12 protein-coding genes are annotated in these 15,041 nt (G+C 48.7%); 9 read left to right on the top strand and 3 right to left on the bottom strand.

The features are described 5' to 3' along the window. Positions 1–12: 12 nt before the first annotated feature. From MYF79_RS19405 to MYF79_RS19425, 5 genes are all read left to right on the top strand, one after another. Positions 13–1,692 (top strand): hypothetical protein, encoded by a 1,680-nt coding sequence (locus tag MYF79_RS19405; RefSeq protein WP_247809295.1) that lies wholly within the window; start codon positions 13–15, stop codon positions 1,690–1,692. Then, a complete protein-coding gene (locus MYF79_RS19410) occupies positions 1,692–2,852 on the top strand; it encodes an acyltransferase family protein (protein ID WP_247809296.1) in 1,161 nt (386 codons plus the stop codon). Before MYF79_RS19405 ends, MYF79_RS19410 begins: the two co-directional genes overlap by 1 nt. A gap of 3 nt (positions 2,853–2,855) precedes the next feature. Next, entirely contained in the window at positions 2,856–3,638 is a 783-nt protein-coding gene (locus MYF79_RS19415) for a hypothetical protein (protein WP_247809297.1), read from the top strand. After that, on the top strand, positions 3,635–4,210 hold the full coding sequence (locus MYF79_RS19420; RefSeq protein ID WP_247809298.1) for a gluconate 2-dehydrogenase subunit 3 family protein: 576 nt from the start codon (positions 3,635–3,637) through the stop codon (positions 4,208–4,210). Before MYF79_RS19415 ends, MYF79_RS19420 begins: the two co-directional genes overlap by 4 nt. 117 nt (positions 4,211–4,327) lie before the next feature. Next, entirely contained in the window at positions 4,328–6,028 is a 1,701-nt protein-coding gene (locus MYF79_RS19425; RefSeq protein ID WP_247809299.1) for a GMC oxidoreductase, read from the top strand. A 323-nt stretch (positions 6,029–6,351) separates the two neighbouring features. Here MYF79_RS19425 and MYF79_RS19430 read toward each other — a convergent pair whose 3' ends face one another. The 3 genes from MYF79_RS19430 to MYF79_RS19440 form a co-directional block, all read right to left on the bottom strand. Then, the gene (locus tag MYF79_RS19430) at positions 6,352–6,828 is read right to left on the bottom strand and encodes a nucleoside deaminase (protein ID WP_247809300.1); all 477 of its coding nucleotides are present in this window, start codon (positions 6,826–6,828) and stop codon (positions 6,352–6,354) included. A 628-nt stretch (positions 6,829–7,456) separates the two neighbouring features. Beyond that, positions 7,457–8,710, bottom strand: a complete 1,254-nt coding sequence (metK, locus tag MYF79_RS19435; RefSeq protein WP_199658717.1) for a methionine adenosyltransferase — start codon at positions 8,708–8,710, stop codon at positions 7,457–7,459. Positions 8,711–8,889: 179 nt separating this feature from the next. Next, positions 8,890–9,708, bottom strand: a complete 819-nt coding sequence (locus MYF79_RS19440) for a glycogen/starch synthase (RefSeq protein WP_199658716.1) — start codon at positions 9,706–9,708, stop codon at positions 8,890–8,892. A 109-nt stretch (positions 9,709–9,817) separates the two neighbouring features. On the opposite strand from MYF79_RS19440, the gene panC reads away from it, so the two are divergent. The 4 genes from panC to ppk1 all read left to right on the top strand — a co-directional run bounded on the left by panC (position 9,818) and on the right by ppk1 (position 15,017). Beyond that, on the top strand, positions 9,818–10,675 hold the full coding sequence (panC, locus tag MYF79_RS19445) for a pantoate--beta-alanine ligase (RefSeq protein ID WP_247809301.1): 858 nt from the start codon (positions 9,818–9,820) through the stop codon (positions 10,673–10,675). A gap of 571 nt (positions 10,676–11,246) precedes the next feature. Next, positions 11,247–11,591, top strand: a complete 345-nt coding sequence (gene panD / locus MYF79_RS19450) for an aspartate 1-decarboxylase (protein WP_199658714.1) — start codon at positions 11,247–11,249, stop codon at positions 11,589–11,591. Between the two features lie 26 nt (positions 11,592–11,617). Continuing rightward, on the top strand, positions 11,618–12,634 hold the full coding sequence (locus MYF79_RS19455) for a lysylphosphatidylglycerol synthase transmembrane domain-containing protein (protein WP_247809302.1): 1,017 nt from the start codon (positions 11,618–11,620) through the stop codon (positions 12,632–12,634). 226 nt (positions 12,635–12,860) lie between these two features. Further along, positions 12,861–15,017: a polyphosphate kinase 1 gene (gene ppk1 / locus MYF79_RS19460; protein WP_247809303.1), complete on the top strand. Its 2,157-nt coding sequence runs from the start codon at positions 12,861–12,863 to the stop codon at positions 15,015–15,017. Positions 15,018–15,041: the final 24 nt, after the last annotated feature.

The raw sequence follows: 15,041 nt of genomic DNA on the forward strand, positions 1-15,041 counted from the left end.
AACCGGCGGATAATGAGATATTACATCCAAAAAAACTACCCTGTTATAGCTACATTACTGCTGCTGGCGGTAATGCTGGTTATGGTGTGCCGGCAGGTGCTGACACAGACGGGTGGCCATTTCTGTTACCCGCTGGATGACACCTTCATTCACATGTCCATCGCGAAGAACTTCGCCCTGTATGGCGTGTGGGGTATCAATGCGCAGGAATTCAGCGCGGCCAGCTCCTCCCCTTTGTATACCCTGATACTGGCCACATTTTTTAAAGCGGGCATCAACAGTATCTGGATGCCGTTTTACATCAATGTGTGCTTTGCTTTCCTGCTGGTGGTGATGACTGACAAACTCTTACAACGTTTCAGTCTTCCTGCCCCCGTAAGATGTATTATTCTGATTTCGCTTGTCATACTGGTACCGGTACCGGTGATGGTAGCAAGCGGCATGGAGCATATGCTGCATGCCTTCCTGGCGATGTGGATGTTATACCTGTCTGTCACATTCCTGACACCCGGTAATACTACCCGTAACCAGGTCTTGTTACTGTCGCTGGTGGCCGGACTGGCTATCCTGGCCCGCTTCGAATCCTTATTCCTGCTGGCCGGCGTAATTGTGGCCGGCATTTATAACAGGCGCTGGCAACAGACCAGTGTAGTGCTGGTATTGTCGCTGGTACCATTGGTAATATTCGGCTGCATCTCAGTACGGCATGGCGGTTACTTCCTGCCAAATTCCGTACTGCTGAAGGCCAGCAAGCTGGCCGGCGGGCCTTCACAGCTGATGAGCAGCCTGCAGGAGATCGTCGTCTACAAACTACTGTATGGCAACAATACCATGGTCAACATCTTCACCAACAAGTATTACCCGGAAGGATCTTCATCACTTTCTGGCACTACGGTGGTAAGAATGTTACTGATCATTCCCGCACTGATCATATTGCTGCGGCCGAACAACGACAATGTCAATACCATCGGTAAGGTTAAACAGCTTGCCTGCATTCCCCTCATCAACACCTTCCTGCATATGGCACTCGCAGCCGTGGGATGGCTGTTCCGGTATGAGGCTTACCTGCTGGCGCTGGACATAACGGTAGTGGCCATACTCCTCTATTATTACTACAGTCAGTTGCGTCATAGCCAACGCCGCTACTCCCTGCTGGAGAAAGCCGCAGGCGCCTTCCTGTTGCTCTTTGCATTTGCACCACTGCCGCTGCGGGCAGCAGGCGCTTTCCACAACCTGCCTGCCGCTGCGCGGAACATCTATGAGCAGCAGTACCAGATGGGGCGCTTTCTGCAAACCAGTTATCAGCATACAGCGGTAGCTGCGAATGATGTAGGGGCAATAAGTTATTTGTCCAGCAACAGGATACTGGATCTGTGGGGCCTGGGCAACAATGCAGTGGCTGCCGAAAAACTCAGGGGACAGTATTCACCACAGTTCCTGCAACAGTTCTCCAGCCAGGAACATGTTAAGATAGCGGTGGTATATGATACCTGGTTTGACAGCTCGCTGCTGCAGCGTTGGAAGAAAGTAGCTTCCTGGAAGATCGCGAACAATGTGATCTGCGGAGGCGATGAGGTGTTCTTTTATGCGGTGGACCCTGCGGAGGCAACATCCCTGTATAATAAGCTGGCGGCCTACAAGCCATTGTTGCCACCCGGCGTAACAGTCACCTATTATCCGATTCATCTGTAATGCAAACACAGACCAACTATATTAAAAGCCTGGATGGCGTACGCGCCATTGCGATACTGCTGGTAATGGCATTCCATTTCGGCGTGATCCGCTTTGGCTGGATGGGAGTGCAGTTATTCTTTGTGCTCTCAGGCTTTCTCATCAGCAGTATACTGCTGAAAGAAAAGGATAAGCCATCCCCGCTTACCCAACGTCTGAAAAAGTTCTGGATCAGGAGAAGCCTGCGCATTTTCCCCCTGTACTACATTTACCTGACCGTATTTGTGGTCATCTGCCTCTTTACGGCTTTTCCTCCCGGCTATTTCAGGGACCTTCCCTATTTATACTCCTATACCTTCAACCTGACAAGGATCAGCAACAGCTGGCATGAAAGCCCGGTATACACGCATTTCTGGTCGCTCTGTGTCGAAGAACAGTTTTACCTGTTCTTCCCGTTTATTGTTTTCCTGCTTTCCAGGAAAAGCCTGCGGCGATTGCTGCTGGTGGTACTGATAGCCGGCCCCTTGTTCCGCTGGTCTTTCGGTAACTACCTGGCGCAGATCGGGAAAACGCCCTTTGAAGTGTTCGATGTGATCTACTGGTTTCCGCTCAGTCACCTGGACGCCTTCTTTACAGGAACCGCTATTCCGCTGCTGGGACTGAAAGACAGGATCAGAAAGCCGCAATGGTTGTTCGCCCTGGGCTGCCTGCTGGCCCTGACCGCCGGGATGGTCAATTACCTGTATGAAAGTCACGGGCATTCGCTGCCCACTTCTATGGGTTACAACTTCGGAGATGTGAACAGCTATCAGCATGTATGGTATTACACAGTGCTGAACTTGTTCACCGCCTCCCTGCTGCTGTTACTGGTTTCAGCCTACAGCAGTATGCCGGGCAATTTTATTAAAGGAATGCTGGAGAACAATGTCCTGGTAGCGATAGGCAAGGTCTCTTACGGTATGTACATTTTGCATTGGGTCATACAAACGCAGCTGGTAGAAAGATGGATCCCCGTCAGCGAAAGCAACAAATACTGGTTATTCCTCCTGGATGTACCGGTGGTGTATGTTTTCGCACTACTCAGCTTTCATTTCATTGAACAACGATTTACTCAACTTAAAGACAGATTTACTACCGGCAACACACCGGTAAAAGCCACCACACTCAGCACAAAAAACTAGACAATGAAAAAACTATTTATTCTTGCCATGCTGACTATGCCCAGCCTGGCAGGTGCTCCCGGTATACCAGGAGCGTTCAGACAGATAATTGTCCCGACCGATGAATATCATCAGGTGCCAGCTTTATTACACGTTCCGCAGGGAAGCCCTAAAGAAAAGTTTCCGCTGATCGTTTGTTTCCATGGAAAGAGCATCGCAGGTCACGACATCTCAAAATTATTCAGGGAAGGTATTCCCCGCCAGATCAAGGAAGGCCGCAAGATAGAGGCGGTCAACAAGGCAGACGGCAAACTGTACAAATTCATTGTACTGGCGCCGCTGGCAGAAAGCTGGGGGATCAATCCTCCGCAATTGGAATTCATTCTGAATGATGTATTGAAGAAGTACCCGGTGGATGCCGACCGTATCTACCTGACTGGTTACAGTGCAGGCGGATGGTGTACGCTGATGTCCATGACAGAAAGCCAGCATCTCACGTCCCGTATTGCCGCCACCGTACCTATGTCGCCCGCACCGATGTACCCGGAAAATTATGGCCGGTTTAAACTGGTGTCAGATGCAGGTCTGCATGCATGGTACTTTGCCGGCACAGCGGAGCCCCAATTCCTGGAGAACAGCCTGCGCTGCATAGATAGTACCAACCACTATCAGAAAGGTCTTGTAAAGCTCACAAAACACGGAAAAGCGCATACCGGCTGGCACGAGTTCTATGACCCTGCTTACAGGGATAGCACAGACAACATGAGCATTTACGAATGGATGCTTCAATACAAAAGAAAAAAATGAACCGGAGAAAAGCCCTGGGCAATATCATGCTCCTGGCCGGCGCCGGAGCGGCCGCATGGTCGGGCATCAGGCTGGGTAAGCTGTACAGCACTCCGAACCTCGGGAAGCTGCAGGCACACGCGGCGCTGATCACCGAACTGGCGGAGACCATTATACCCGCCACAGACACACCGGGCGCCAAAGCGGCGGGTGTTACGCCCTTCATCATCCGGATGATCAGGGACTGCACTCCCCGGAAGGAACAGAACCGCTTTCTTATGGGACTGGATGAAGTGGAAGACTATGCCAAACGTCACTACAACCATTCTTTTGCCCGCTGTAACATTGAACAGCGCCTGGCAATTGCAGATCATTTTGAAAGGCGGGACCGGCCCTATAAAGGCATCACGGGAAAGATCAGCCACAAGGTGATGGGAGATCCATTCTTCGTCATCATGAAGAAGTATACCGTAATAGGCTATTGCAGCTCCATGGAAGGCGCTACACGTGGTCTTGTTTATGACTACGTACCCGGACATTACGCGGGCGCTGTAAGATTGAAGCCCGGCCAGAAGGCCTGGGCCACAGAATAGTGTGAGATTGTCATGAATGTTTAACGAGTATCGAAGGGACAAAGAAACGTAGCATTGGAAATACGGCGCTGACAACGGAATACGGATGCAGCCTAACCAGTTAACCTTTAGAAAATCATGAATCTGAACATTAAGAGTGCGCAGCTGCGCACTTATGACGCTATTGTCATTGGCTCCGGCATCAGCGGAGGCTGGGCGGCCAAAGAGTTATGTGAGAAAGGACTGAAGACATTGGTGCTGGAAAGAGGACGTAATGTGGAACATATCAAAGACTATGCAACCACCTTTAAAACACCCTGGGAGTTTCAGCACGCGGGATTCAACACAGAAAAGGACCTGGCAGAAGATCCCATCCAGAGTGCGGAATACAACGAAGGCAACAAGCATTTTTTTGTGCGCGATAAAGCGCACCCCTATATACAGGAAAAGCCCTTCCACTGGATCAGGGGTTACCAGGTAGGCGGGCGTTCCCTGACATGGGGGCGGCAGAGCTACCGCCTGAGTGATCTGGATTTTGAGGCCAACCAGCAAGATGGTCATGGCGTGGACTGGCCTATCCGTTATAAAGACATCGCTCCCTGGTATACATACGTAGAACAGTTTGCGGGCATCAGCGGGCAGCCGGAAGGATTGGCACAATTGCCTGATGGAGACTTCCTCCCTCCTATGGAAATGAATATACTGGAAAAACATTTCCGGGAGCGGGTGAAGCAGCGCTTTGACGGACGCTGTGTTACCATTGGCAGAGTGGCTAATCTGACGCGCGGCTGGCGCGGACGCACGCCCTGCCAGTACCGTAACCTCTGCAGCCGTGGATGCCCGTATGGCGGTTACTTCAGCAGTAATGCCGCTACCCTGCCCGCAGCTGCGGCTACAGGCAATATGACACTGCGTCCCTTTTCCATCGTATCAGAGATCCTGTACGACAAGGAAAAAGGAAGGGCCAGCGGCGTACGTGTGATCGATGCCGAGACCAAAGAAGTGATCGACTTCTATGCAAAGATCATTTTCCTGAACGCCTCTACGATCGGATCCGCCTTTGTACTGCTGCATTCCACTTCAGATGCCTTTCCCCAGGGACTGGGCAACACCAACGACCTGGTAGGACGGCACCTGATGGACCATCATTTCAAGGTGGGCGCCATGGGCGACTACCAGGGCCTGGATGACTGGTATTATGAAGGCAGGCGCCCAACGGGCATCTATATACCCCGTTTCCGCAACCTGGGCGATGCCGCCTCAAAACGTGATTACCTGCGTGGTTTCGGCTATCAGGGATATGGCGAGCGTGAAGGCTGGATGTATACCGGCCTGACGGAAGACGGCTTCGGCAAATCGTTCAAAGATAAACTGCTGCGTCCCGGCAAATGGACCTTCTGGCTGGGGGCCTGGGGCGAGACTTTACCTTATGCCGACAACAGGGTAACACTGGATACTACGCAACGCGATCAATGGGGCCTGCCACTGGCCAGAGTAGCATTTTCCATCCGCGATAATGAAAAGGCAATGCGCCGCGACATGCAGCATAGTGCAGCTGAAATGCTGGAAGAAAGCGGCTTTTCAAATGTAACAGGCTTTGATTACAACTACGTTGGAGGAGAATGCGTACATGAAATGGGCACCGCCCGTATGGGAAGAGACCCCAAAACATCCGTGCTGAATGGCAATAACCAGCTGCACGCTGTAAAGAACGTATTTATTACCGATGGCAGTTGTATGACCTCATCTGCCTGTCAGAACCCTTCACTGACATATATGGCATTAACAGCAAGAGCATGCGACTTTGCCGTCGGGGAACTAAAGAAAGGAAACCTTTGATTTTTATTGATAAACCGTCCACAAGCAAAAAAGGGCTGTCTCACTGAGGCAGCTTCTTTTTTTTGGTAGTTTTCTGCTAGCGCCCCGCTCCTTTTGCCGGCATCCTTCTCTTTTCATAGAGCCACCTGTTTTTCTGCGCTTATTCTCCTTTCCTGATACCAACTGTCTTTTTAGTGCCCGCCGCTCTCTCTTTAGCGTCTGCCTTTCTCTTTGGCATCCGCCTGTTTTTTTAGCGCCTCTACTCCTTTCCTGGCGCCAACTGTTTTTTTGGTACCCTCCACTGTCTCTTTAGCATCTGCCTTTCTCCTTAGCGTCCTCTTTTTTTATTCACCGATGTCTTCATTCCAGAGTGTCGGGTGCCGTTCAATAAAGCGCTGCATCATATCAATACATGTCTCATCATTTTCTACGGTCAGCTCAACATTATTGGCTCTGAGTAAATCTTCTGCCCCCATAAATGTGTGGTTCTCGCCAATCACTACCCTGGGAATACCATACAGCAGTATAGCACCAGTACACATGGGACAAGGAGATAGCGTTGTATACAAGGTACACTCCCTGTAAGTGGCCGCCGTAAGCCGTCCGGCATTTTCCAGCGCATCCATTTCCCCATGCAGAATGACACTGCCTTTTTGTACCCTGCGGTTGTGGCCCCGCCCGATGATCTCACCTTTATGTACCAGCACCGATCCAATAGGGATGCCTCCTTCGTTCCGGCCCTTTAATGCCTCTTCTATAGCGGCTCTCATAAAATTGTCCATAAGATGATATTGTTGATAGTTGAGGAATGGTAATGCCATTAACAGGCATATTCTAATATACCGCATATTCCTGAACTGCGTTAAATGTCTGTCCGGAACCTCGGGTTAATTGACGTTGTCATCGCCCCGGGGTTTTCAACCCCGGGCTACAAACACGGCGGCTCCTAATGGAGCCGATCGAAGCGAAGGGATAACCGGTTGCTGCATTGATGGAGAAAAAATCCGGCACTTCATGCATAATAACGAAACAGCATTGGCCATGAATGAAATCGTCAGTCCGGAAGCAGCGGCGGTTCCAGGTGGAGATCACTGGCCTTAGTTCTTTGAAGTATGCTGATACGACCCACCAGGGGTTTCATAGATATTCAACTGCCTAATACGACATTCCACCGTCCAATGGCAAGGAACTTCAAAGAAGTACAGCCAGTGGTCCCACCTGGAACCGAAGCGCATCTGCAACAAAAAGACAATCAGTAAAATCTGCTCCTATGACGCTGTAACTTCAAAGATGTACAACCAGTGGAACCGAAGCTATACCTGCAGCAAAGGGCAATCAGACTACTATGGCTCAGGTAACTTCAAAGAGCCGCAGCCAGCGGAAAGGAAGCAATAAAAAAACCGCCTCATCCGAGACGGTTCTTTAAAAATTATTTACCAACGGATATGATTATAACCCGAAAGCTGATTTCACTTTTTCAACGTAATCCAGTTTCTCCCAGGTAAACAACTCCACCTCTACTTTCTTCTCATTCTTTTTACCCTTGTTGAACACCTTCGTCACAACTTTACTGTCGCGGCCCATGTGACCATAAGCAGCAGTATCGCTATAAATAGGATTACGCAGTTTCAGACGCTGTTCGATAGCATAAGGACGCAGGTCGAAGATCTGTTCAACCTTCCTGGCGATCTCGCCATCAGTCAGTTTTACTTTGGAAGTACCACGGGTATCGATGAATAGACCACAGGGCTTAGCCACACCAATCGCGTAAGATACCTGTACCAGCGCTTCATCGCAAAGACCTGCAGCTACCAGGTTCTTGGCAATGTGGCGGGTAGCGTAAGCCGCAGAACGGTCTACTTTGGAAGGATCTTTACCAGAGAACGCACCACCACCGTGAGCGCCTTTACCACCGTAGGTATCCACGATGATCTTACGACCAGTCAGGCCGGTATCGCCGTGAGGACCACCGATCACGAATTTGCCGGTAGGATTGATATGATAAGTGATCTTGTCATTGAACAGTGCCTGCAGTTCTGGTTTCAGCTGTGCCTTTACGCGGGGGATCAGGATATTGATCATATCACTTTTGATCTTGGCCAGCATCTTATCTTCAGCATCGAAATCATCGTGCTGTGTAGAAATAACGATGGTGTCAATACGAACAGGTTTGTTATCGTCGGAGTATTCGATCGTTACCTGTGACTTAGCGTCAGGACGCAGGTAAGTGATCTCTTTGTTTTCGCGACGGACAGCAGCCAGTTCGATCAGCAGTTTGTGAGCGAGGTCCAGCGCCAATGGCATATAGTTCTCTGTTTCGCGGGTAGCATAACCGAACATCATACCCTGGTCTCCTGCGCCCTGTTCTTCCGGGTTCTTACGCTCAACACCCTGGTTGATATCGGGAGACTGCTCATGAATAGCAGAGAAGATACCACAGGAGTTAGCCTCAAACATGTATTCACTCTTTGTATAGCCTATCTTACGGATTACCTCACGAGCAATTTCCTGCACATCCAGGTAAGCTTCAGATTTTACTTCGCCAGCCAGTACCACCTGACCGGTCGTCACCAACGTTTCACAGGCTACTTTTGAGGTAGTATCATAAGCAAGGAAGTGATCGATCAATGCGTCGGATATCTGATCGGCCACTTTATCCGGATGGCCTTCGGAAACAGATTCTGAGGTAAATAAATAAGGCATAAAATAATTGAATTTCGCTTTTAGATTAGTATTGAATTAGTACAATTTACCAACTTTTTGCATTTTGGTGGTATGCCTCATGGTAAACTGCGGCAAAAATAGGAAAATAGTTTGAGAATGAACTTTTCAGGGAATAAAAAAAGCCCCGTCTGTAACGGGGCTTTTTCTGCAAAGAGAAATTATTTTCCAAGTAGCTGGTTATATAATTGCAGATAGTCTGCAAGGTCTTCATTGTCCTTTTTGTAAGGGAGAATGATCTTGCCTTTTTCCGCTTTCAGTTCATCCACTACTTTCTTTTCAGTCTTTTCACCTGCCAGTACAACAGCATCTGCGTATTTACCGGCGCCTCTGTTCAGCGCACTGTTGGTACCTTCTTTATATAATTCCAGGTCTTTTTCCTTGATCTGGGTGCTGATAGTCGCCTTCTTCACAAAGCCGGCGCCCAGTTTCTCCTTAAAGGAGTTAGGCTCCATGGAATATACCACTTTGGAATGAGCAAATACCGGTTCCTTCTTGTAAGCAGTTTTCAGGTATAAAGGGATCAGTGAAGTCATCCATCCGCTGCAGTGAATAATGTCCGGCGGCCAGCCAAACTTCTTTACTGTTTCAAGCGCTCCTTTACAGAAAAATACTGCACGGGCTGCATTATCGTCATAGAATTGCTCGTTTTCGTCCGTGAACAAGGTCTTACGTTTAAAGTAATCCTCATTGTCCAGGAAATAAACCTGCAAACGGGCGTTGGGCAATGATGCCACCTTGATAATCAACGGATAATCGTCACCCTCTATCACAATGTTAATGCCAGACAGTCTTACCACCTCGTGTAACCGGTGCCTTCTTTCGTTGATAATGCCAAACCGGGGCATGATCACCCGCACTTCCAGCCCGGACTCATTGGACTTAATTGCCATTTTATTGACCATATTCGCATACTCTGTTAATTCCAGATAAGGCGACATTTCCTGAGCAATAAAAAGAATTCGTTTCTTTGTGGACATCTAATGCTGATATTAATGCAGTAATTTTAAATTTGGTTTGCAAAATTACGGATTTTTAACGGAAGAAAAGACAAATTGGCACTTTTAACATCCTTTTAAGCAATAAATTATGTATCTGTTCAAGCGGAAAGACGATCTCGAAAGGCATTTATCAACAGCACGGAAAGAGGGTAAACGTATTGGTTTTGTGCCTACTATGGGCGCATTACATCAGGGCCATCTGTCCCTTATTGCGGCCGCAAAAGAAAACACCGACCTCGTCGTGTGCAGTATATTTGTCAACCCGACCCAGTTTAACGATCCGGCCGATTTTGAAAAATATCCCATTACAATAGACCAGGACATCCTCCTGCTTACCGACGCCGGCAATGACGTGCTCTTCCTGCCAACTGTGCAGGAAATGTACCCGAAGGGCCTGGCGCCCGAAATGCATTATGATTTCGGCCAGCTGGAAACAGTACTTGAGGGCGCCCACCGTCCGGGCCATTTCCAGGGTGTTGGCCAGGTGGTGCACAAGTTATTGGACCTGGTTCAGCCCGATAAGCTTTTCATGGGTCAGAAAGATTTTCAGCAGTGCCTGGTAATCAATCGCCTGATCAAATTACTGGGTCTGAAGGTGGAACTGGTTATCTGCCCTACCCTGCGTGAACAGGACGGACTGGCCATGAGCAGCCGTAATCTGCGCCTCAACGCTACCGAAAGACAAAACGCCCTGCACATCTCCCGTGCACTCTATTACATAAAAGATCACCTCTCTGAGGCTCCTTTGAAGGAAATAGCTAACAAGGCCATTAAGGAGCTGAACGGCAATGGTTTCGATGTCGATTACCTCGACATGGTGTCCATCGCCCCGGATGGGAACATTGATTTTCCCAATACTCCCGGCAAAGATCCGCTTTTTGCCGTTGTAGCCGCCCGCGAGATCAGCAGTAATGTCAGGCTGATCGACAATATGCAGGTCAATTGACCGGCGGAAGAATCAATTCTCGCTAACAAATCATAACAGGACAGCCTTGCATGCTTAGCGCGAAATAGCATCCGGGTAGAGACTACGCCATGCCCGGTACCAATCAGCAGTCATCAACAACCCATAAAACAAACCATAACAGGACTCCGCCAGGAGTCCCATTGTCTCTTGCCCGGGGTGACAACCCCGGGTGGATTGACAACCCCAACCGGATGACACCCATGTGCGACAACCCATGCGTGACAACCCGTATATGACACCCCGTGGGTTGCCCCCCACCGGGTGACTCCCCTGGATGATAACCGGTGGGATGATCCCCCCTGTGTGATCAAAACCCCGTATGTCGTGACAACCCCATGTTTGATGACAACCGGGATGTGACGCCCCTGATGGATCCCCCAGACGGGATGACAACCCAGGTTGGTGCCCTTGGTCCGATGGGATGCCCCCGGACAATGTTTATTACATGAATCTCCCCGGAGATAACCGCAACACACCTGAGCAATGTATTGTATTTTTTTCCCTAATTTTGCCTTTACACCAGACCCACGGGAGTGGGATATTTTTTATCATGCACATTGAAGTACTGAAAAGTAAAATACACAGAGCAGTCATCACCGAAGCGAACTTACAATACGTAGGAAGTATTACTATTGACGAAGATCTGCTGGATGCTGCAAACCTCATAGAATATGAAAAAGTACAGGTAGTGAACGTGAACAACGGAGAACGCCTGGAAACCTATATCATCAAAGGAAAACGCGGTTCAGGAGTTGTTTGTATGAATGGCCCCGCTGCCCGCCTTTGCGCGGTTGGCGATATCGTTATCATTATCTCTTACGCATCTATGGACTTTGAGGAGGCAAAAAAACATACTCCCATCGCCATATTCCCGAAAGAAAATAATAAACTGTAACCGCAGGATCCCAAAAAGACTATACTATGCCCAAATTTTTGAAGTTCATCTGCTTTTTAGCCATTGGGCTAGGATTGGTTTGGCTTGTTACGCATAATCTTACCGATAAGGAGAAAGATGACATCTTCAACTCTCTGGAGCATGCAAATTACTGGCTGCTGATCCCTGTTATTATAGTTGGTATTGCCAGTCACTGGTACCGGGCTGTTCGCTGGAAGCTGATCATGGAGCCCATGGGCTACCATCCCGGTACACTCAATACATTCTTTGCCGTAATGGTGGGCTACCTGGCCAACCTGGCGGTACCCCGCCTGGGAGAAGTGACCCGTTGCGGCATCGTAGCCCGGTATGAAAAGATCCCTGTCGATAAACTGGTGGGCACGATGATCGCCGAACGCGCTGTCGACATGCTGCTCCTCCTCATTCTCATGGTCATCACCGTCATTATTCAGATAGACGTGATCGGGGGATTGTTCATTGCCGAGATCTGGCATCCCATTGAAAATAAACTGGGAAATGCCGGCAGCTCCCGTTCACTGATCATCATCGGCGCTATCATCATACTCATATTACTCACTTATATTGTTTTTCGCCTCATTGCCCGTTCCAAAATAGGTATCAAGATCCGTGCACTGGCCCATGGCGTATGGGACGGTATCCGTTCCATCGGTCAGATGGAAAAGAAAGGCTGGTTTATCTTCTACTCGATACTGATCTGGATGATGTACTTCGCTATGATGTACCTGGGTTTTTATTGTATGGAAGAAACCCGTTACCTGGGATTGAAAGCCGCACTGGCAGTACTCATCATTGGCAGTGTAGGTATGATCGTAACACCCGGTGGAACCGGCGCTTACCAGTTCCTGGTACAAAGAACGCTGATGGTGTACGGCGTACTGGATACTACAGCATATGCTTTCGGATGGATCGTATGGTCGGCCCAGACTTTACTTGTACTCATCGTTGGCCTGGGCAGCCTGGTTGCCCTCCCTTTGCTGAACAAGGCACAGACCCCATCCGAAAAAGCCGGTCAGACCGTTTGATACAGCGCTAATCACTTACGGATCATTCCCCTACACCTGATATATACAAGTATATCTAAGAAATATACGATAGATTACCGCTGCTGCGCTATTCACTATCGCTTTATATTTTCTTACCTTTAAGAATGCGTATCAGAAATTTAACATAAGATCTATTCCAAAAATCTGTATTGTTGTGATTAACAGTAATGAACCAGTATAACCACAACCGTTAATTACCTTTCAGATGCGATTGTCAATAAGTGAGCAAACAGCAATAAACACACAAGATCCGGTGATGGAAAAGAAAAGCAATAGCAAAAAGATTGTGCCGATTAAGAAAGTAAAGATGATCCCCCGGGACATCAGCTGGCTGGCCTTTAACGCGAGAGTTTTACAGGAAGCTGCTGACAATACCGTTCCCCTGCATGAACGAATCCGTTTTCTCGGTATTTTTTCAAATAACCTGGACGAATTTTTCCGTGTACGTGTTGCCACGCTTAAAAGAATGCTGCTGGTAGGCAAGTCCACCCGCATGCATATGGAAGAGAACCCTGAAGAGATCCTGGACGAGATACAGAGCATGGTAATAGACCAGCAACGGGAGTTTGACCGGATATGGGAAGGCATTGAAGACGAACTGAAGGCCCAGAAGATCTTCATCCGTACTGAAAAGCATCTCAATAAAGACCAGCAGAAATTTGTACTCAACTACTTCAACGAGGAAGTACGTACCAATATCATCCCCCTGATGATCGAAAGTATCCAGCACTTTCCTTTTCTCAGAGATAAATCCATCTATCTGGCAGTTGTACTGGCCAGGCAGGATAACTCCGTCAGACAGAAGTTTGCGCTGATAGAGATCCCGACCTCCATCCTGCCCCGTTTCATCATCCTCCCTTCGAAGGAAGGTGAGGAAGATATTATACTGCTGGAAGACGTGATCCGTTATTGCCTGCCGCATATCTTCTCCTACTTTGGCTTTGACAAGTTCACGGCCCATATCATCAAGGTGACAAGAGATGCGGAACTCGACATCGATAATGATATTTCCACCAGTCTTATACACCAGATCGAAAAAGGGCTGAAAGACCGCCGGAAAGGTAAACCGGTACGGTTTGTATACGATAAGGACATTGACCCGCTGCTGCTGGAATACCTGATGCGCCGCCTGGGGCTGTCCAGCAAGGATAATCTCATACCCGGCGCCCGTATCCATAATTTCAAGGACTTTATGGATTTCCCTACCAGCGTATTCAAGGAAAAGACGCATTCGCAGCGTAAAAGCTTTATCCATCCGCTATTTGCCAATGCATCCAGTGTGATGCATGTGATACAGATGCAGGATGTGATGCTGCATTTCCCCTACCACTCTTTCGATACCATCATAGACCTGCTCAGGGAAGCTGCTATTGATCCTAATGTGACCAGCATCAAGATCACGGCCTACCGGCTGGCCCGCAATTCCAAGATCGTCAATGCCCTGATCAATGCCGTGCGCAATGGCAAACAGGTAACAGTGGCCCTGGAACTGAGAGCCCGTTTCAACGAGGCAGACAACCTGGAATGGAAGACCCGCCTGGAAGATGAAGGCGTAAAAGTGCTGATCGGTATTCCCGGCCTGAAGATCCATGCCAAGCTGTGTGTGATTAAAAAACGTATCGGCACCAAGACCATTCAATGTGGCTTCGTCAGCACCGGCAACCTGAATGAAAAAACAGCGAGGGTGTATGGTGACCATTGTCTGCTGACTGCCAACAGGAATATCATGGCAGACATCAACCGCATTTTTGCTTACCTGGAAAACAGCAAGCACGATATCAAAATGCTGGAAGCCTGTCATACGCTGCCGGTAAGCCCTTACAGTATGCGTCAATTCTTTGTACGCCAGGTGGAGAAAGAGATCAAGAATGCCCGTCATAAAAAAGGCGGCTCCATGATCATCAAGATGAACTCCCTCTCCGATCCGCAAATGATCAATCTCTTATATGAAGGCGCAAAAGAAGGTGTGGACATTAAGATGATCATTCGTGGTATCTGCTGCGCCTATACGGAGAACAAGAAATGGAAGAAAGATATCACCGCCGTCAGCATAGTGGATGAATACCTGGAACATGCCCGTGTGTTTGTATTTGGCAAAGACGGACAGGAAAAGGTATACATTGCCTCCTGCGACTGGATGCTGCGTAACCTCGATTACCGCGTGGAAGTGGCCATCCCTGTTATGGATCCTGCCATTCAGCAGGAGCTGAAAGACATACTGGCCATACAGCTCAGCGGCAATGTAAAGGCCCGCATCCTGGACAACGACCAGAACAACGAATACAAACGTGATAATGGCAAAAAGATCCGGTCACAGGTAGAGATTTTTAAATATCTCCACGAGAAACAATATAATAGTTAGAAATTGGAAAAGGGGATCAGGATT

Source organism: Chitinophaga filiformis (genome assembly GCF_023100805.1).
GTDB lineage: Bacteria > Bacteroidota > Bacteroidia > Chitinophagales > Chitinophagaceae > Chitinophaga > Chitinophaga filiformis_B.